21 protein-coding genes are annotated in these 17696 nt (G+C 64.5%); 9 read left to right on the top strand and 12 right to left on the bottom strand.

The window, feature by feature from the left end; translation table 11 throughout:
* Nucleotides 1–50: 50 nt before the first annotated feature.
* From BLS48_RS12410 to BLS48_RS12385, 6 genes are all read right to left on the bottom strand, one after another.
* Entirely contained in the window at nt 51–527 is a 477-nt protein-coding gene (locus tag BLS48_RS12410) for a DUF992 domain-containing protein (protein ID WP_091577950.1), read from the bottom strand.
* A 217-nt stretch (nt 528–744) separates the two neighbouring features.
* On the bottom strand, nt 745–1587 hold the full coding sequence (locus tag BLS48_RS12405; protein ID WP_091577948.1) for a tetratricopeptide repeat protein: 843 nt from the start codon (nt 1585–1587) through the stop codon (nt 745–747).
* Nucleotides 1588–1727: 140 nt separating this feature from the next.
* Complete coding sequence (gene rpsU / locus BLS48_RS12400) at nt 1728–2006, bottom strand: 30S ribosomal protein S21 (RefSeq protein WP_023810129.1); 279 nt, start codon at nt 2004–2006, stop codon at nt 1728–1730.
* 180 nt (nt 2007–2186) lie between these two features.
* Nucleotides 2187–2573 carry an SET domain-containing protein gene (locus BLS48_RS12395; RefSeq protein ID WP_091577946.1) on the bottom strand — a complete coding sequence of 129 codons (387 nt, stop codon included), beginning with the start codon at nt 2571–2573 and terminating at the stop codon, nt 2187–2189.
* A gap of 123 nt (nt 2574–2696) precedes the next feature.
* Nucleotides 2697–3455 (bottom strand): SDR family oxidoreductase, encoded by a 759-nt coding sequence (locus tag BLS48_RS12390; RefSeq protein WP_091577945.1) that lies wholly within the window; start codon nt 3453–3455, stop codon nt 2697–2699.
* A 106-nt stretch (nt 3456–3561) separates the two neighbouring features.
* Nucleotides 3562–3930, bottom strand: a complete 369-nt coding sequence (locus BLS48_RS12385; protein ID WP_091578081.1) for a YrdB family protein — start codon at nt 3928–3930, stop codon at nt 3562–3564.
* A gap of 217 nt (nt 3931–4147) precedes the next feature.
* Here BLS48_RS12385 and BLS48_RS12380 point away from each other — a divergent pair, with 217 nt between their 5' ends.
* From BLS48_RS12380 to BLS48_RS12345, 8 genes are all read left to right on the top strand, one after another.
* Complete coding sequence (locus tag BLS48_RS12380) at nt 4148–5401, top strand: sarcosine oxidase subunit beta (RefSeq protein WP_091577943.1); 1254 nt, start codon at nt 4148–4150, stop codon at nt 5399–5401.
* Nucleotides 5401–5823 (top strand): hypothetical protein, encoded by a 423-nt coding sequence (locus BLS48_RS12375; RefSeq protein WP_091577942.1) that lies wholly within the window; start codon nt 5401–5403, stop codon nt 5821–5823. Before BLS48_RS12380 ends, BLS48_RS12375 begins: the two co-directional genes overlap by 1 nt.
* An 11-nt stretch (nt 5824–5834) precedes the next feature.
* Nucleotides 5835–6146 carry a sarcosine oxidase subunit delta gene (locus BLS48_RS12370; protein ID WP_091577940.1) on the top strand — a complete coding sequence of 104 codons (312 nt, stop codon included), beginning with the start codon at nt 5835–5837 and terminating at the stop codon, nt 6144–6146.
* Complete coding sequence (locus BLS48_RS12365; protein WP_091577938.1) at nt 6143–9136, top strand: sarcosine oxidase subunit alpha; 2994 nt, start codon at nt 6143–6145, stop codon at nt 9134–9136. Before BLS48_RS12370 ends, BLS48_RS12365 begins: the two co-directional genes overlap by 4 nt.
* The gene (locus tag BLS48_RS12360; protein ID WP_091577937.1) at nt 9129–9713 is read left to right on the top strand and encodes a sarcosine oxidase subunit gamma; all 585 of its coding nucleotides are present in this window, start codon (nt 9129–9131) and stop codon (nt 9711–9713) included. Before BLS48_RS12365 ends, BLS48_RS12360 begins: the two co-directional genes overlap by 8 nt.
* A 59-nt stretch (nt 9714–9772) precedes the next feature.
* On the top strand, nt 9773–10003 hold the full coding sequence (locus BLS48_RS12355; RefSeq protein WP_091578079.1) for a hypothetical protein: 231 nt from the start codon (nt 9773–9775) through the stop codon (nt 10001–10003).
* Between the two features lie 76 nt (nt 10004–10079).
* The gene (locus tag BLS48_RS12350) at nt 10080–10865 is read left to right on the top strand and encodes a ThuA domain-containing protein (RefSeq protein ID WP_091577935.1); all 786 of its coding nucleotides are present in this window, start codon (nt 10080–10082) and stop codon (nt 10863–10865) included.
* Between the two features lie 15 nt (nt 10866–10880).
* A complete protein-coding gene (locus tag BLS48_RS12345) occupies nt 10881–11930 on the top strand; it encodes a Gfo/Idh/MocA family protein (RefSeq protein WP_091577934.1) in 1050 nt (349 codons plus the stop codon).
* Nucleotides 11931–11973: 43 nt separating this feature from the next.
* On the opposite strand, the gene BLS48_RS12340 is transcribed toward BLS48_RS12345, so the two are convergent.
* The 6 genes from BLS48_RS12340 to BLS48_RS12315 form a co-directional block, all read right to left on the bottom strand.
* Nucleotides 11974–12222 (bottom strand): DUF680 domain-containing protein, encoded by a 249-nt coding sequence (locus tag BLS48_RS12340; protein ID WP_091577932.1) that lies wholly within the window; start codon nt 12220–12222, stop codon nt 11974–11976.
* Nucleotides 12223–12412: 190 nt separating this feature from the next.
* Nucleotides 12413–13057 (bottom strand): TetR/AcrR family transcriptional regulator, encoded by a 645-nt coding sequence (locus tag BLS48_RS12335; protein ID WP_091577931.1) that lies wholly within the window; start codon nt 13055–13057, stop codon nt 12413–12415.
* A 92-nt stretch (nt 13058–13149) separates the two neighbouring features.
* The gene (locus BLS48_RS12330; RefSeq protein ID WP_091577929.1) at nt 13150–13926 is read right to left on the bottom strand and encodes an SDR family oxidoreductase; all 777 of its coding nucleotides are present in this window, start codon (nt 13924–13926) and stop codon (nt 13150–13152) included.
* On the bottom strand, nt 13926–14960 hold the full coding sequence (locus BLS48_RS12325) for a phosphotransferase (protein ID WP_091577927.1): 1035 nt from the start codon (nt 14958–14960) through the stop codon (nt 13926–13928). The genes BLS48_RS12330 and BLS48_RS12325 overlap by 1 nt, the downstream gene beginning before the upstream one ends.
* Nucleotides 14957–15442, bottom strand: a complete 486-nt coding sequence (locus tag BLS48_RS12320; protein ID WP_269905276.1) for a MaoC family dehydratase — start codon at nt 15440–15442, stop codon at nt 14957–14959. Before BLS48_RS12320 ends, BLS48_RS12325 begins: the two co-directional genes overlap by 4 nt.
* Before the next feature lie 39 nt (nt 15443–15481).
* Nucleotides 15482–16297 (bottom strand): SDR family oxidoreductase, encoded by an 816-nt coding sequence (locus BLS48_RS12315; RefSeq protein WP_091577924.1) that lies wholly within the window; start codon nt 16295–16297, stop codon nt 15482–15484.
* A gap of 122 nt (nt 16298–16419) precedes the next feature.
* Here BLS48_RS12315 and BLS48_RS12310 point away from each other — a divergent pair, with 122 nt between their 5' ends.
* The gene (locus BLS48_RS12310; RefSeq protein WP_091577922.1) at nt 16420–17661 is read left to right on the top strand and encodes an acyl-CoA dehydrogenase family protein; all 1242 of its coding nucleotides are present in this window, start codon (nt 16420–16422) and stop codon (nt 17659–17661) included.
* Nucleotides 17662–17696: the final 35 nt, after the last annotated feature.

The following is a 17696-nucleotide window of genomic DNA, read 5'->3' as shown; positions in this document are numbered from 1 at the left end:
CCGGTTCCGCGCCGCAGGGTGAGGGGCATGGAGCACTTGGCTCCATGCATTTACTTGAACGAGTGGATCAACTCGAGCGAGGTCACGGCAACGGCAAGATTGACGCCGGTCTGTGCCTGGACGCTGAGCGGTTCCAGCATGAAGGCGCTGTTCAGCCCACCGACCAGCAGATTGGCGCCACCACCGGTGACAACGCTCGCTTCGGCGTTGACGCCATAGTAGCTGCCGGCGAGATCGCCCGCGTCGCGGTCGCGCGTTGCCGCCAGCACGGCCCAGACGAGCTGGCCCTGATGGGTCTTGCCGACATCGACGCCGATCTTGGAGATGACGCCGGTATACATCTCCGACGGGCCGCCATGATGCGGCCTGAAGGTGCAGGACACGCCCTTGTTGGAGGCGACGACATAGCCGGTGCCGCCATCTATGGTGCAGTCGAGGGTGCCGAGTTGCAGCTTGCCGGCGCTGGCCGGGGCGGCGGCGAATACCGTCGTGGCGAGGGCAGCGGCGCAGGCGAGTTTCTTGATCATGGGTGAGTCCTTTCGCAAATTGCTTCGAAGTAACGGCTTGGGTGGCCAGACCGTTCCGCCGAAAACTTGGCGCGAACAAGGCAAGGGCTGGCGGCCTGCCGCCGGGGTTAACGCGCGGTTGCCGGATCGACGGCGATCCGCGGCGCCGCGTGTCCTTTCGGACACGCAAAGGACACCCCGGCGCCTGGATGGTGCAAGGGCGCTGCCGAAATCGATATCAGCTGACGCGGGCCAGGCCGTCCTTGGCTGGCTGGTAGGTGGGGTCGAGGTGAACGGCTTCGCGATAGGATTTCGCCGCCTTGGCCTTGTCACCGCGCCGCTCGTAGATCAGCGCCTGGTTGGCCCAGGCTTCGGCGTTCTTGCCATCCAGCTTGATGGCCATGTTGAAGTCGGCGAAGGCGTTGTCCTCGTCGTTCATCGCCAGATAGGAGAGACCGCGGCCGTTGTAGGGCTCGGCGGCATCAGGCGCGAGCGAGATGGCGGTCGAGAAATCCTCGATGGCGAACTTGTGCTGGCCCTGGCTCTGATAGATCAGGCCGCGATTGTGGTAGGCACGGGCATCGGTCGTGTCGAGCTGGATTGCCTTCTGGAAGTCGTTGAAGGCCTCCTGGGTGCGGCCCGCCTTGCGGTAGAGATTGCCGCGGCCGATATAGGCGGCGTCATAATTGCCGTTGATCTGGATCGAGCGGTTGTAATCGTTGAGCGCGGCCGCCTGGTTGCCGAGGAAGCGCTGGATGAGCGCGCGGTTGGAATAGGCCTGGAAGAAATTCGGGTTGAGCTGGATCGCGGTGTTGAAATCCTTGAGCGCCGCCTGGTACTGGCCGCCCCGGCCATAGGCCGAGCCGCGCACATTGTAGCCTTCGGGATCCTGGGGATTGCGCTGGATCACCGCCGACAGCGAGGAGATGTTCTCGCTCGACCCTTGCGCCTTGTCGATGTTGTTGAATTCGCCGGTCGGGCCAGCCGTCTGGCAACCGGCAAGCACCAAGCCGGAAAGCAGGGCTGCCGTCAGGGCGAAACCACGCAATGCGGTCCCGCGCTCCACGCTTGTTGCGTTCATGTCTGCCCTGTCCTCACTTGCGCCGCGTCGTTCAGGTCCGGATCCCCCCTCCGGGCCGGGTCACAATCAAAACAAAAAGGTGGCGGCGATTCCACATCGCGCCACCTTGGATATCCTTGGAAAAGGACGAAAAATTGGCGTTAGAACCGCGGCGGACGCGGAGCACCACCTGCACCGCCGGCAGCACCAGCGGCAACCGGGCGAGGCGTCATCGGCAGCAGGCCTTCGCGCTGTGCGCGCTTGCGGGCCAGCTTGCGGGCGCGGCGCACGGCTTCCGCCTTTTCACGGGCGCGCTTCTCGGAAGGCTTCTCGTAATGACCGCGCATCTTCATTTCGCGGAAAATGCCTTCACGCTGCATCTTCTTCTTGAGAGCGCGAAGCGCCTGATCAACATTGTTGTCGCGGACGAGTACCTGCACGGGCAATCCTGTCTTTCGGGTTTGATATCAACAGGCAAGCGGCCATAGCCACTAGCCTCCGCGGCGATTTACACCACGAATTGTGGCGGCTGATAGCAGAATCATCCCGCGCTGTCCACAGCCGAAATGAACTTGGACGGCCAAACCACGGCCGGTTTTGCCGCAGGATAAGGGAGCCGACTACGCCGTGGCCAGGTGAAGCCGCTCGAAATCCTCGAAGAACTCGCCGTAGTCACAGGTGATTTCCTCGCCCGCGGCGATGTCGCGGGTGGCGGTTGCGCCGCCATACTGCGAAAAATCCGTGTTTGGATTTCCAGCATGGTTCATGAAGCGGCCATTGTCGACTTCATAGACCATGAAACCCGGCCGGTCGGGGCTCGGATAGGCATAGCGGTCGAGCAATTCCCTGAGGTGCGGGGGTGCTGCCTCGTATTTCTCCGTCGGGACCAGCCGATCGAAGTCCGGATCGAGTCGCCAGATCGAGGCGCCTTTCCGGATCGGCTCGGCGGCGAACACGCCGACGCCCTCGATCGCGCTCGCAGCCACATAGGTTCTGATCAGCATCATCGTTCCAGGCCCCGTTTTTCGACAGGAATTCGACAGGAGACGGAATCGCCAAATCGCGCGGAAAAAGCAAGACCGACGGCCTGCGTCACGGCGACGAACAGGCCTGTTCGCCGCAAAAACCCTTCACGTCCGGTTGATCGACACGCCGCCGTCGGCGAACAGCGCGGTTCCGGTGGTGAAGCTCGAGGCATCGGAGGCGAGATAAAGGGCCGAGCGGGCGATCTCTTCGGGCTGCGCCATGCGCTTCAGGGCATGGATGCCTTCGACGAAAGCGCGGGCTTCGGGCGTCGTTGTCGTCGCCCCTGGCGTGTCGGTGCCGCCGGGCAACAGCGCGTTGACGCGCAGGCCCTTCGGGCCGTATTCGGCTGCCAGAACCTGCGTCAAGCCGATCAGACCGGCCTTGGCGGCGGCGTAGGCGGCCATGCCGGGGATGCCGGCGGTCCGGCCGACAAAGCTGGAGGTGAAGATGAGCGAGCCGCCGTCCCGCTCCAGCATGGCCGGTATCTGATATTTCGCACCGAGAAAGGCGCTCGTCAGGTTGGTGTCCATGGTCTCGTGCCACGCCGTCGGTGTCATGTCGGGCAGGGCGGCCATCAGGCCGACGGCGCCGGCATTGTTGAAGGCGATGTCGAGGCCGCCGAACTTGTCCATCGCCAGTTCGACAAGCCCTTTCGCATAAGCCTCTTCGGTGACGTTGCCTGCAAGGGCCGTGGCCATTCCGCCGGCCTCGAGAATTTCGTTGACGAGGATGTCGAGCTCCGCCTGGCGGCGGGCAGCGACGATGAGCTTGGCGCCTTCTTCGGCGAAGAGTCTTGCCGTGGCGCGGCCGATGCCGGAACTGGCGCCGGTGACGATGGCGACCTTGTTGGCGAGTGCGAACATTCTTACATCCTTTGCTTCGTACCGGATCTGCCGGCGATCGGATGTCTGGTCGCAAATGGCGCGGGTCGGGGCCACCCGATACCTGCGAAGGCCGCGCCGATCCGGGCTATTGCCTCAGCAGCCAACCGAGCCGGTCGAGCGAAAATGCGTAGCTGATGGCGATGAACGCGGCGACGATGATGCCCGTGGCCGTGTAGCCGGCTGCATAGAATCCGGCGGCACCGCTGAACAGGATGACCAGTTCGAGCACCAGCCGCGCCGCGCCCGGCACAGGCACGGGTGCACGCCCCGAGCGGCTTGGGTCGTTGAGTACCGCAAAGGTTCCCCACAGCATAGCTGCAACGAGCGGCAAGGCCGGGGCCAGGACCCAGCGCCACCATCCGTCCGAGAGGCTCCAACCCGCGATGCCGAGGCCGAGCAAGGCGGCCAACTCCAGCAGGAAGCGCAATGTCAAATTCCACCAGGCATTGCCCACAATCTTGCTCCAAAGGTTCGGCAACACGAATAGTGGCCGAGGGCCGTTGCATCGGCCAGTCCGGATGCGTCTTTTTTGTCGCGGCGCAAAACGGCAAGCGCCGTCGCAAACAGCGCAAGGGTGGAAGCCCGGTTTCGCTAGTGATACACCTCGCGCGCCGGGACCGACTGAACGCCCGGCTGCAATCCGCGAGATCTGTTGGCGCGAGGCTGGGACGTTGAAGAAATATTCGGTATTCGCCATCGCCCGCGAGGCCATGCGCGGCCACAAGGGTTGGGAGGAACAGTGGTCCTCGCCTGAGCCCAAGAAGGAATACGACGTCATCATCGTCGGCGCCGGCGGTCACGGCCTGGCCACCGCCTATTATCTCGCCACGGTCCATGGCATCACCAATGTCGCGGTGCTGGAAAAGGGCTGGCTGGGCGGCGGCAACACCGGCCGCAACACCACCATCATCCGCTCCAACTATCTCTATGACGAGAGCGCCGGGATCTACGACCATGCGCTGAAGCTGTGGGACGGGCTCAGCCAGGAGCTCAACTACAACGTCATGTATTCGGCGCGCGGCGTCATGATGCTGGCCCACAATGTGCACGACATCCAGGTGCTGAAGCGCCATGTCCACGCCAACCGGCTGAACGGCATCGACAATGAATGGCTGTCGCCGGAGCAGGCGAAGGAGTTCTGCCCGCCGCTCAACATCTCCAAAGACGCACGCTATCCGGTGGTCGGTGCGGCACTGCAGCGCCGTGGCGGCACGGCGCGCCACGATGCGGTGGCCTGGGGTTATGCGCGCGGCGCCTCGGCGCGTGGCGTGCATATCATCCAGAACTGCGAGGTCACCGGGGTCAAGCGGGCGCCGAACGGCGCGGTCATGGGCGTCGACACGACACGCGGCTTCATCGGCGCCAAGAAGGTCGGCGTTGTCGCCGCCGGCCATTCCTCTGTCATCATGAACATGGCCGGCGTGCGCATGCCGCTGGAAAGCTACCCGCTGCAGGCGCTGGTGTCCGAGCCGGTCAAGCCGGTGGTGCCTTGCGTGGTGATGTCGAACACGGTGCACGCCTATATCTCGCAGTCCGACAAGGGCGAACTGGTGATCGGCGCCGGCACCGACCAGTATGTCTCCTATTCGCAGACTGGCGGCCTGCACATCCTGCAGCACACGCTCGACGCCATCTGCGAGATGTTCCCGATCTTCACGCGCATGAAGATGCTGCGTTCATGGGGCGGCATCGTCGACGTCACGCCTGACCGCTCGCCGATCCTAGCCAAGACGCCGGTGCCCGGCCTCTATGTTAATTGCGGCTGGGGCACGGGCGGCTTCAAGGCCACGCCGGGCTCGGGCCATGTCTTTGCCCACACCATCGCCAAGGACGACCCGCATCCGATCAACGCGCCCTTCACCATCGAACGCTTCCGCACCGGCCGCCTGATCGACGAGGCGGCGGCGGCGGCCGTGGCGCATTGATGATGGCGCAGATGGCTGTCGCGATGCCGCTGATGCTGGCGGGGGAACAGGGCATGTTCCATTTTCCTTCGGCGGACGAAGTGCGCACGCAGCCGATCAGCCGCGCCGGGAACGAGGCCAACTGGCCGTTCTCCGTCGACGACGGCATGCTGGCCTGCGTGTGGAGCGGCGGCCAGAAGGTGGTCATGTTCCTGGAGAACAGGCCCTCCGATCTTGGCGAGGACGACACATTCGAGCCACGTCGCGTCATCGTCACGACCGATCCGGTGCAACTCACCATCGGCAACATGGCGTATCGCGATCTTTTTCGCCCGGCCGCAAGCGTGGAGGAGCGCATCCGGCTCGTCGCGCCTTTTGCGGCGATGGGCCAGAGGCTTTGCGACCAACCGGCCGGCGCCCGCGTCGGCCACGGCGAATTGTAGGAACGAACACAATGCTTCTCATTCGTTGCCCCTATTGCGAGGAAGAGCGCCCGGAGCTCGAATTCCGCAATGCCGGCGAAGCGCATATCGCGCGCTCGGCCAACATTGCCGGCGAGAGCGACGACGATTTCGAGAAATTCTTCTTCATCCGCTCGAATCCCAAAGGCATCATCCATGAGCGCTGGCGGCACATGCATGGCTGCGCCCGCTTCTTCAACGCCGTGCGCGACACGGTCACCGACAAGTTCATCATGACCTACAAGGCCGGCGAGCCGAAGCCGTCGAAGCTGCCCGAAATCTCCAACGAAGTGGTTGCCAAATGAGCGGCGCGTTCCGCATTCCCAGCGCCGGCCGCCTCAGCCAGGCGAAGACCGCGCGGTTCAGCTTCGATGGCCAATCCTACGCCGGCATCGAGGGCGATACGCTGGCTTCGGCGCTGCTCGCCAATGGCGTCCACCTCGTCGGCCGCTCGTTCAAGTACCATCGTCCGCGCGGCATCCTGTCGGCGGGCGCGGAAGAGCCGAACGCGCTGGTCGAGATCAAGCGCGACGCTGCGCGCAAGACGCCGAACGTGCGGGCCACCGTGCAGGAGCTCTATGACGGGCTTGCCGCCCAGTCGCAAAACCGCTGGCCGTCGCTGTCCTTCGATGTCGGCGCGGTCAACGATATGGCCTCGCCGTTTTTTTCCGCCGGTTTCTACTACAAGACCTTCATGTGGCCGAAGGCGGCCTGGAAGAGCCTTTATGAGCCGAAGATCCGGGCAGCGGCCGGTCTTGGCGTTTCCCCGGATCAGCCGGATCCCGATCACTATTCATCGCGCTATGCGCATTGCGACGTGCTGGTGCTGGGCGGTGGTGCCGCCGGCATCGCGGCGGCATTGGCCGCGGCCGAGACCGGGGTGCGCGTCATCCTCGCCGACGAGCAGGCCGAGTTCGGTGGCAGCCTGCGCTTCGAGAGCGGCGCCAGGATCGACGGCCAGGACGGTTTTGCCTGGGCCCAAGGTGCGGTGGCGAAGCTCGCCGCCATGGACAATGTCCGTGTGCTCTCGCGCACCACCGCTTTTGGGTACTACGCGCAGAATTTCGTCGGCCTGGTCGAGCGCGTCAGCGATCATCTGAAGGCTCCCGGCCATGAATTGCCGCGCGAGCGGCTGTGGCAGGTTCGCGCCAAGCGCGTCGTGCTGGCCTCCGGCGCCATCGAGCGGCACATGGTGTTCGCCGACAACGACCGGCCAGGCATCATGCTGGCGGGCGCGGCGCGCACCTATCTCAACCACTACGGTGTCGCGGTCGGCAAGAATGTCGGCGTCTACACCGCCAATGATTCCGCTTATGCGGCGGCGATCGACCTGAAGAAGGCCGGCGTCAACGTGGCGGCGATCGTCGATTTGCGCGACAATCCGACCGGTCCGGTGATCGACGAGGCACGGGCGCTTGGCATCGAGGTCAATTTCGGCCGCGCGGTGATCCGCGCCGGCGGCAAGCTCAGGGTATCGTCGATGACCGTGCAGCCGAAGAATGGCGGCGGCGAACGCACCATTCCTGTCGACGCGATCCTGATGTCGGCCGGCTGGACGCCGTCGGTGCATCTGTTCTCGCAGTCGCGCGGCAAGGTCGCCTTCAACGACGAGACCAAGCGCTTCGTGCCGGGCATTTACGCGCAGGACTGCGTCTCGGTCGGCGCTTGCAACGGCACGGATGGGCTGTCGGCGTCGCTCGACGAGGCCTATGCGGCGGGCGCCAAGGCGGCCAAGGATGCCGGCGCGAAAACCGCCAGGGGCATGAAGCCGAAAGTCGATGCCTCGGAGAGCTGGTCGCGCGGCATGCTGGGCGCCGCCCCCGGCGCCGGGTCGGATACGACAGTGAAAGCCTTTGTCGATTTCCAGAACGACGTCACCGCCAAGGACATTCGCCAGGCGGTGCACGAGGGCATGCGCTCGATCGAGCACGTCAAGCGCTTCACCACCAACGGCATGGCGACCGACCAGGGCAAGACGTCCAACATGCACGGCCTGGCGATTGCCGCCGAGACGCTTGGCAAGCCGATCCCGGAGGTCGGCCTGACCACGTTCCGGGCGCCCTATACGCCGGTGACGTTCGGCGCGATCGTCAGCCATGCGCGCGGTCCGCTGTTCGACCCGACACGCAGAACCGCGATCCATCCGTGGGCCGAAGCCCAGGGTGCGGTGTTCGAGGATGTCGGCCAGTGGAAGCGCGCCTGGTATTTCCCCAAGGCGGGAGAAGACATGCACGCGGCGGTCGACCGCGAGTGTGTGGCGGTTCGTAAGACGGCCGGCCTGTTCGATGCCTCGACGCTCGGCAAGATCGAAGTGGTCGGTCCGGACGCGGCCAAGTTCATGGAACTGCTCTACACCAATCCGTGGGAGAAGCTGGAGCCCGGCCGCTGCCGCTACGGCATCATGCTGCGCGAGGACGGCTTCATCTATGATGACGGCGTCGTCGGCCGGCTGGCGCCCGATCGCTTCCATGTGACGACGACAACGGGCGGCGCGCCACGCGTCATGAACCACATGGAGGATTATCTCCAGACCGAGTTCCCGCATCTCAATGTCTGGCTGACCTCGATTACCGAGCAGTGGGCGGTCATTGCCGTGCAGGGGCCGAAGTCGCGCGACATCATCGCGCCGCTGGTCGAAGGCATCGACATGTCCGACGAGGCGCTGCCGCATATGTCGGTGCGTGAAGGCAAGATCTGCGGCGTGCCGACGCGGCTGTTCCGCATGTCGTTCACCGGCGAGCGCGGCTTCGAAGTCAATGTGCCGGCCGACTACGGCCAGGCTGTCTGGGAAGCGCTGTGGGCCGAGGGGCAGAAGCATGGTGCGGCGGCTTACGGTACCGAGGCCATGCACGTGCTGCGCGCCGAAAAGGGCTACATCATCGTCGGCCAGGACACGGACGGCACGGTGACGCCGAACGACGCCGGTCTCGACTGGGCGGTCGGCAAGAAGAAGGCCGATTTCGTCGGCATCCGCGGCATGGCGCGGCCGGACCTGGTGGCCAAGGGCCGCAAGCAACTGGTCGGCCTGAAGACCAAGGACCCAAAGGTGGTGCTGGAAGAAGGCGCGCAGATTGTCGAGGATCCGAAGCAGGCGATCCCGATGAAGATGATCGGCCATGTCACCTCGAGCTACTGGTCGCAAAATTGCGGCCGCTCCATCGCGCTGGCACTCGTCGCCGGTGGCCGCGGCCGCATGGGCGACACGCTCTATGTGCCGATGCCAAACGGGGTGATCGAGGTGGAGGTTACCGGCATGGTGTTCTTCGACGAGACGGGAGGGCGCCTCAATGGCTAAGGCCGCCACGAAAAAAGCAACAACTGTCGCAACGCTGTCGGTCGAGCGCCGCCCGGCGCTGGCCGGCCGCACCACCTCCGCACCCGCCGTCAAGATCGAGGTGCTGCCGCCGGCCGAACGCATCTCGCTGCGCGCGCCGGAGGCTTCGGTCGCCGCGCTTTCGAAGGCGCTCGGCGTGACCTTGCCGAAGAAGCCGAAAACCTCGGCTTCGAAAGCCGGACGGACCGCACTGTGGCTCGGCCCCGATGAATGGCTGGTGATCGACGAGGCCGGCAACGATCCGCTCGCCGATTGTGCCGGGGTTTCCGCCCTGCACTCGGCTGTCGGCATCTCGCATCGCAACGTCGCGATTGCCGTGACGGGTGCGGGAGCTGCCGCGACGATCAATGCGGGCTGTCCGCAGGACCTGTCGCTGGACGCCTTTCCGGTCGGTGCGTGTTCACGCACCATCCTGGGCAAGACCGAGATCGTGCTGTCGCGCAATGCCGCCGATGCCTTCCGGGTCGAATGCTGGCGTTCCTTCTCGGACTATGTCTTTACTTTCCTGTCCGAGGGATCGCGGGACGCAGCGGTCTGAACTCGGAACGTTTTGCAGGGCACGCTCGTTCTGCATTCGCACGCCGAGGGAGAATGCCGATGCCGTCGAATTCCACGCCAAGGTCACAGGCCAAGAAGTCGCCGGCCGTTCGCTCCCTGGAGCATGAGCAACACGAAGAGCCGAGTGCTGAACAGGAACTCGAGGAGGGGCTCGAGGACACGTTCCCGGCCAGCGATCCGATATCGATCACGGGAACGGCCATTCCCGGCGCTCCGGCGAAACCGGGCAAGGCCAAGACGGTGGCCGGGCGCAAAAAGCGCAAGACTTAATTTTCGTAGGACAAGGCCGGATCGGACCTTCTCAATCCCATTGGGCATGCTATTTAAAGCGCTTTGGGAGACAAAAATGCCGACAAAGGCCGTTGTTTGGGGCGAAAATGTCCATGAGCAGACCAATGCCGCCGTGCGCGACCTCTATCCCAAAGGAATGCACGGCACCATTGCCGCCGCGCTCAACCAGGACAAGGGCATCGAGGCGACCACAGCCACCTTGCAGGAACCCGAACATGGCTTGAGCGAGAAGCGCCTGGCCGCCACGGATGTTTTGCTGTGGTGGGGCCACGCCGCGCATGGCGAGGTCAAGGACGAAGTCGTCGAGCGCGTGCAGAAGCGGGTCTGGGAAGGCATGGGGCTGATCGTGCTCCATTCCGGCCACTACTCGAAGATCTTCAAGCGGCTGATGGGCACGCCCTGTTCGCTGAAATGGCGCGAGGCGGGCGAGCGCGAGCGTGTCTGGGCGATCAACCGCAGCCACCCGATCGCGCAAGGCATTGGCGAATGCCTGGAGATCGGCGAGACGGAGATGTATGGCGAGCCGTTCGCGGTGCCGGAGCCGCTCGAGACGGTGTTCGTCTCCTGGTACGAGGGCGGCGAGGTGTTCCGGTCCGGGCTGACCTATCAGCGCGGCGCCGGCAGGATCTTCTATTTCTCGCCTGGCCACGAGACCTATCCGATCTATCACAATGAGGGCGTGCAGCAGGTGCTGCGCAACGCCGTGCACTGGGCGCACAATCCGGCGCCGGCATGGTCTGGCGTCACCAATGCGCCCAACGTGCCGACGGAGGCGGCCAAGGAGAAGATCGTCCAGAAGGGTCTGCGCCTGCATGCCGATGGCGACAAGGGCTTGAGTTGATTGGGGCCTGATCCGATGCATCGACTGCTTCTGCTCGGCACCGGCGGCATCGCCGGGCATCATGTCGAGGAATTCGCCAGGATTCCCGGCTGTGCCATCGTCGCCTGCGTCGACCAGGTGCCGGGCCGCGCGGCAGCGTTCGCCGCCGCCAACAGAATAGGCGATTTCTTCGAGAGCCTGGAAGCAGCGATTACCTGGGGCGAGTTCGACGCCGCCATCAACGCGACGCCGGACGGCGCGCACAGGGCGACGACACTGGCGCTGCTTGCCGCGGGAAAGCATGTCTTCTGCGAAAAGCCGCTGGCGCCGAACCATGCCGATGCACTTGATATGACGGAAGCGGCCGAGGCGGCCGGGGTCGTCAACATGGTCAACCTGACCTATCGCAACTCACCGGCGATCCAGGAAGCACGGCGCATGGTGCAGGCCGGTGAGATCGGCGAGTTGCGCCATGTCGAGGCGAGCTACCGGCAAAGCTGGCTGGTCAGCAAATCGTGGGGCGACTGGCGGGTCGAGGACAAATGGCTGTGGCGCCTGTCGAGCCGGCACGGTTCGACCGGCGTGCTGGGCGATGTCGGCATTCACATCCTGGACTTCGCTACCTATGGCGCTGCCCAGGAAATCGTCAGCCTGCATGCGGATCTGGTGACGTTTCCGAAGGCCGAGGGCGAGCGGATCGGCGACTATGTGCTGGACGCCAACGACAGCGTGGCGATGACGGCGAGGTTAAAATCCGGTGCACTCGCCACGATCGTGGCAAGCCGCTACATGACCGGCCACGCCAACGATTTGTCGCTGGCCCTGCACGGCACCAGGGGCGCCATCAAGGCCGAGACCGACGGCAAGGCATCGCACCTGTCCGCTTGCCTGGGCAAGGATGTCGACCAGCAGTGCTGGCGAACGCTTGTGCTGCCGGATGTCAAGCGCAACGCCCGGCGTTTTGCAGAGGCGCTGGATGCAGGCCGGAACGGCGATCCGTCCTTCCGGCGCGCCGCCGACATGCAGAAGCTGATCGACGCGGCCTTCGAGAGTTCAGCGGCCAAATTGCCGGTCCCGGTCGCCTGAAGCTGGCCGGCTCGTGCCGACCAGAAGTGATTTCAAGCTGATATCAGAATGCGCTCGGCATAATCCACGGATTGATGCTGATGCCGAGCCGCGGGCCTTTGCCGTCAGCGGTGTTTTCCGTGGAGCTTTTCTTCTCGACCGACCCGGTCGAAGCGCAATCGAGCTTCACATGGGTCCTGGTGTCGACGCAGGTCGCGGCCGGCGCGTGCTTGACCGGCTGGGTGGCGCTGGCGGCGAAGGCCGAGCCCGAAAGTGCCAGCACGGCGGCGAGGGTGAGGAGTGTCTTTTTCATCGTCAGTCTCCGTTTTTCGACGGGTGAATTCTTTCCGTACATGTACGGTATGGTGTACAAATACGACCATCGATCGCGAAGTTCAAGTCGGAATCGTACGCGTACGACAAACTTTTTGTTAACCAAGAAACTCGCCCCCCGTTTGGCTGCGGAGGATGGTGAGGACTATGGAAACGAAAGGAGCTGGCGTTCAGCAGTTGACCGGTGTCTCGGTCAGCGGCGGCACGTTCTGCGTGCTGAGCGTGGCAAGCGTTAAATCGCACATCCGCTTCACGAAGGCCTGCGGGTCGCCAAAGGGGTAGAACGGAAAGGTGATCAGCAGCGAGATCGTACCGTGGCCCACCGCCCACAGCATGGTGGCGATGGCGCGCGGATCGCCCTGCAACTTGCCGGCGGCGACGCAGGCCTCTACCCGGCTGATGAGCACTTTCATCGCCGGGTTGCCTTCTTCCATGTCTTCGTAGCTCCTGCCTTCCGGCAGCCTGGTTTTTTCGGTCATGAAGACGGTGCGGTATTCGTTGGGATTGCCGAGCCCGAAGGCGGCATATTCCGTCATGACCGCCTGCAATGCCTCGATCGGATCGTCGGACGAATGCTCTTCGATGCGCCGGGCAAGCGTCTCGAACGCATCCTCGGCCAGCGCGAACAGGATGTCCTGCTTGTCGGCGAAGTAGGAGTAGACCGACATCGGCGCGTAGCCGACCCGCTTGGCCAGCTTGCGGATGGTCAGGCCTTCATAACCCTCTTCCTGGACAAGCTTGTGCGCGGCCTCGACCAGTTCGGATCGCAGTTCGGCTTTTTGTTTCTCGCGGCGTGTCTGGACGCTCGGCGGCAAGATATCGTGCCTTCGTTTGGTTGGTGCGCGGCTAAATTATATACGCTGTACGAAAACGAACAAGGGCGCGACAGGTTCCCAAACGGCAGGTGTCAGATGGCGCCGATGCCGCCGTCGACGGCCAGCGCATGGCCGGTCATGAAGGAATTGGCGGGGTCGGCGGCGAACAGGATGGCGGTGGTGATCTCCTCGACTTCGGCCACCCGCTTCATCGGCACGCCACGCGTCAGTTCGGCCAGTGCGTCTGGCTCCGGCACGCCGGAGAGGCGTACGAAGCCGTCCATCATCGCCGTCCTTGTGTGGGCGGGGCAGATGGCGTTGATGCGCAGGCCCTTGGTGGCGTATTCGATCGCGGCCGAGCGGGTCAGGCCGATGACGCCGTGCTTGGCGGCGGCGTAGACCGAGAGTTTCGGCGCGCCGGACAGGCCGGCGGCCGAGGCGATGTTGACGATGGCGCCACCCTTGCCAGCCGCCTTGAACTGCCGCTCCATCTGCGGGATCTGGTGCTTCATGGCATAGAACACACCGAGCAGATCGATCTCCAGCAGGCGGCGGGCCTCGTCCGACGCGACATGTGGCAGGCGCACGAAGCTCTGGACGATGCCGGCATTGTTGACCGCGATGTCCAGTCGGCCGAATTTCTCGACCGCCAGCCTGACCAGATCCTCGGACAGGCTTTCGTCCGCTATGTTGCCGGCCAGGATCGCCGTTTCGGTCCGCAGCGTCCCGGCAAGATCGGCCAACGCTGTTTCGTCGATGTCCGACAGCACCAGCCGCGCGCCTTCGACGGCAAAGCCCTTCGCGGCGCCCTGGCCGAGCCCGCCGGCGGCACCGGTGATCAGCACGGTTGCTCCGTCGAAGCGGCCCATCACGCCTCCTTGTCGATCAGTTTCGCGGCGAGACGCGAAAGCAGCTTCACCGCTTCGCCATAGGTCTTGGCCTTTTCAGGATTGGAGGCATTGCCGTCCAGCGCCCGCTTGTAGACACCCTGGCAGATCGCGGCCAGCCGGAAGAAGGAGAAGGCCAGGAAGAACGTCCAGTTGCCGATGCCGTCCAGCCCGCGCCGGCGGCAGTAGGCGGCGACGTAGGCCTCTTCCGAGGGCAGGCCGAGTGCGGAGCGCTCGACACCGCCCAGGCCGCGAAAACCCGAGGCGTGCGGCAAGCGCCATTGCATGCACTGATAGGCGATGTCGGCAAAGGGGTGGCCAAGCGTCGACAGTTCCCAGTCCAGCACCGCCACCACCTGGGGCCGATCCGGGGCGAAGATCAGATTGTCCAGCCGGTAGTCGCCATGCACCAGCGAGACGCGGCCGTCATCGGCGGGCATGTGCTTCTCCAGCCAGGAAATCAGCCGGTCCATGTCGGCGACGGTGCCCGTCTCCGAGGCGCGGTACTGGCTGGTCCAGCGCGCCAGCTGCCGCTCGAAATAGTTGCCCGGCCGGCCGAATTCGCCGAGACCCAAGGCCTCGACATCGACATCATGCATGGCCGCGAGCGTGACGTTCATGGCATCGTAGATGGCGGCGCGCTCATCGTTGTCGCGAGCCTCCGGCAGCGCCGGATCCCAGAAGATGCGGCCGTCGAGGAAATCCATCACGTAGAACATGCGGCCGATCGGCGAGTCCTCCGCCGACAGATGCAGCATTCGCGGCACAGGCACGGCGGTTCCGGCAAGCGCGCTCATCACGGTGAATTCGCGGTCGACCTGATGCGCCGATTTCAGCAACTGCCCAGGCGGCTTGGCGCGCAGCACGTAGCGGCCACTTGCCGCCGTCATCAGATAGGTCGGGTTCGATTGGCCCGACTTGAATTTTTCGATTGCAGCAAGCCCGGAAAAGCCGGGGATGTTCGCCTCAAGGTAAGGCGCTAGCGCTGCCTGGTCGAGAACGTTCGGATCGCTCATGCGGTCTCGGGCTGGCGTTCGATCAGGGTCAGCGTCAGCCAGCGCGCGGTCAATGCCGGCTTCTTCGAGCCCTCGATCTCGATCGTCACGTCATGGGCCGTCTGCACCCAGCCCGACGGCCTGACCTTGACGTCGGCCAGAACGAAACGGGTGCGGATGCGCGCCCCTGTCTTCACCGGCGCCAGGAAGCGCAGCGAATCGAAGCCGTGGTTGACGCCCATCTTGCTGTTTTCGAGCGGCGGCATGGTCTCGAAGGTCATTGCCGACAAAAGCGACAGCGACAGGAAGCCGTGCGCGATGGTGCCGCCGAACGGCGTCTCCCGCATGGCCCGCTCCGGGTCGCAGTGGATGAACTGGTGGTCGTCGGTGGCGTCCGCGAACTGATCGATCATGCGTTGCGTGACCACCCGCCACGGCGACACGCCAACCTCCTTGCCGACACTGGCCAGAAGCACATCGAGACTGATCGGTTCCACGCTGATGTCCTCCAGTTCACTCCCGGCTTCTGCGGCCGGAAAATGTCATTCCTTGAACAAGGTCAGCCCATGCTGCACCGACTGTCCGCCGTCGATCGGCAGGATGGCGCCGGTGACATAGCTGCCCGCACGGCTGCACAAATAGAGCGTTGCGCCGGCAATGTCATCCGGGGCGCCGATACGACCGATCGGAACGTGGCTGCCGACCCGTTTCGCCTGTTCATCGCTGCCGGTGGCAAAAGCCGTCATGCGGCTCTGGAAGGGGCCGGGGGCGAAGGCGTTGACGGTGATGCGTCGGGCGGCGAACTCAAGCGCCAGAGTGCGCGTCAGATGGTGAACCGCGGCCTTCGAGGCGGTGTAGGAATAGGCGTCGTCGGCCAGCGGCTGCGTGCCCATCACCGAACCCAGGTTGATGACCCGGGCCGGATCGGCATCACTGGCGGCGGCTTCCAGCAGCGGCAGCAATTCGCGGGTCAGATGGAAGACCGCGGTGACATTGACGCCGAGCACCTTGGCCCATGCCGAATAAGGGAAGCTCTCCAGCGGCGCGCCCCAGGAAACGCCGGCATTGTTGACCAGGATGTCCAGTTTCGCGGTCCGCGCCTTGACCTCGGCCACCAGTGCCGCGATGCCAGCCTCGCTGGAGACATCGCCGGCGAAGCCTTCGGCCCGACCGGAAGCGCCAAGCCCGTTCAACTCGGCGGCGACCTTGATGCAGTCCTCGCCCTTGCGCGAAGCGATCATCACGCTAGCGCCGGCTTTGACCAGCGCGGTTGCCGCCATGCGGCCGATGCCGGTCGCGGCGCCCGTCACCAGCGCGGTCTTGCCGGCCACCGAAAACAGCTCGTCCAGATAGCTCATCACAATCCTCCGCGCCTCGCCCCGGCATGCGGGCAAAACAGTTCGCGTTGACAAGGCTATCCGAAGTACGGTCATCCTTGCCACGGGTAAAGTGCCCGGCGTGCATGAAGGGTTAGCGACCGATGACAGACATGAATCTCGGCATGACCGAGCGGGTGAGGCCGATCCACGCGCGTGTCACGGCGATGGTGCGCGACGAGATCATGCCGCTCGACAAGGAATTTCTCGGCGAGGTGGGCAAGGCTGGCGACCGCTGGGTCTATACGGCGCGCCAGAGCGAGATCCTCGAAGGGCTGAAGAAGACCGCGAGAGAGCGTGGCCTGTGGAATTTCTGGCTGACCGGCTCGGAACTCGGCTATGGTCTTTCCACCGTCGAATACGCCTATCTGGCCGAGGAGATGGGCAAGGCGCATCTCGGCGCCGAGACCTTCAACTGCTCGGCGCCCGACACCGGCAACATGGAGGTGCTGGAGCGTTACGGTTCCGCCGAGCACAAAAAGGCATGGCTGGAGCCGCTGCTCGACGGCAAGATCCGCTCTGCCTACCTGATGACCGAGCCGGATGTCGCTTCGTCCGACGCCACCAACATTTCGATGCGCTGCGAACGGCAGGGCGACGACTATGTGCTCAATGGCGAGAAATGGTGGGCCTCCGGCGCCGGCGATCCGCGCTGCGCCATCTATATCGTCATGGTCCGGACGGGCGGCGATGAAGAGCCGCAGCACCGCCGCCATTCGATGGTCCTGGTGCCTGCCGACACAAAAGGCGTGACCAAGGTCCGGGCGATGCAGGTCTATGGCGACGACGACGCGCCGCATGGCCATATGCACCTTCGCTTCGACAATGTCAGGGTGCCGGCATCGAACCTGATCCTCGGCGAGGGCAGGGGCTTCGAGATCGCGCAAGGCCGGCTCGGCCCAGGCCGCATTCATCATTGCATGCGCGCCATCGGCCAGGCCGAGATGGCACTGGAGATGCTGTGCCAGCGTTCCGTGCGCCGCGAGGCCTTCGGCCAGCCCCTGGCAAAACTCGGCGCCAATTTCGACATCATCGCCGAATGCCGCATGGAGATCGAGATGGCCCGCCTGCTCTGCCTCAAGGCGGCGTGGATGATCGACCAGGGCGACGCGCGTGCCGCCGCTCCCTGGATCAGCCAGATCAAGGTCGTGGCACCGCGCGTCGCGCTCAAGGTCACCGACGAGGCGGTGCAGATGTTCGGCGCGCAAGGCATCAGCCAGGACACGCCGCTGGCGCGCTCGTGGACGCATCTGAGGACATTGCGTCTGGCCGACGGGCCTGACGCCGTGCATCGCCGGCAAGTGGCGCGCACCGAACTGAAGAAATACACGCAGGAAAGGGTCTGAGCAGCAGCTCAGCGCGGCCGCGTTGCGGTCTTACC

This window comes from Mesorhizobium qingshengii (assembly GCF_900103325.1).
Taxonomy (GTDB): Bacteria; Pseudomonadota; Alphaproteobacteria; order Rhizobiales; family Rhizobiaceae; genus Mesorhizobium; species Mesorhizobium qingshengii.
Note: the sequence above shows the minus strand (reverse complement) of the source record. Positions and strands in the feature narration are given on the sequence as shown.

Coding starts and splice junctions, on each gene's coding strand:
- BLS48_RS12410 (WP_091577950.1), bottom strand. CDS start 527: ATGATCAAGAAACTCGCCTGCGCCGCTGCCCTCGCCACGACGGTATTC.
- BLS48_RS12395 (WP_091577946.1), bottom strand. CDS start 2,573: ATGATGCTGATCAGAACCTATGTGGCTGCGAGCGCGATCGAGGGCGTC.
- BLS48_RS12375 (WP_091577942.1), top strand. CDS start 5,401: ATGATGGCGCAGATGGCTGTCGCGATGCCGCTGATGCTGGCGGGGGAA.
- BLS48_RS12310 (WP_091577922.1), top strand. CDS start 16,420: ATGACAGACATGAATCTCGGCATGACCGAGCGGGTGAGGCCGATCCAC.
- BLS48_RS12405 (WP_091577948.1), bottom strand. CDS start 1,587: ATGAACGCAACAAGCGTGGAGCGCGGGACCGCATTGCGTGGTTTCGCC.
- BLS48_RS12315 (WP_091577924.1), bottom strand. CDS start 16,297: ATGAGCTATCTGGACGAGCTGTTTTCGGTGGCCGGCAAGACCGCGCTG.
- BLS48_RS12370 (WP_091577940.1), top strand. CDS start 5,835: ATGCTTCTCATTCGTTGCCCCTATTGCGAGGAAGAGCGCCCGGAGCTC.
- BLS48_RS12350 (WP_091577935.1), top strand. CDS start 10,080: ATGCCGACAAAGGCCGTTGTTTGGGGCGAAAATGTCCATGAGCAGACC.
- BLS48_RS12330 (WP_091577929.1), bottom strand. CDS start 13,926: ATGGGCCGCTTCGACGGAGCAACCGTGCTGATCACCGGTGCCGCCGGC.
- BLS48_RS12340 (WP_091577932.1), bottom strand. CDS start 12,222: ATGAAAAAGACACTCCTCACCCTCGCCGCCGTGCTGGCACTTTCGGGC.
- BLS48_RS12325 (WP_091577927.1), bottom strand. CDS start 14,960: ATGAGCGATCCGAACGTTCTCGACCAGGCAGCGCTAGCGCCTTACCTT.
- BLS48_RS12355 (WP_091578079.1), top strand. CDS start 9,773: ATGCCGTCGAATTCCACGCCAAGGTCACAGGCCAAGAAGTCGCCGGCC.
- BLS48_RS12365 (WP_091577938.1), top strand. CDS start 6,143: ATGAGCGGCGCGTTCCGCATTCCCAGCGCCGGCCGCCTCAGCCAGGCG.
- BLS48_RS12390 (WP_091577945.1), bottom strand. CDS start 3,455: ATGTTCGCACTCGCCAACAAGGTCGCCATCGTCACCGGCGCCAGTTCC.
- BLS48_RS12345 (WP_091577934.1), top strand. CDS start 10,881: ATGCATCGACTGCTTCTGCTCGGCACCGGCGGCATCGCCGGGCATCAT.
- BLS48_RS12360 (WP_091577937.1), top strand. CDS start 9,129: ATGGCTAAGGCCGCCACGAAAAAAGCAACAACTGTCGCAACGCTGTCG.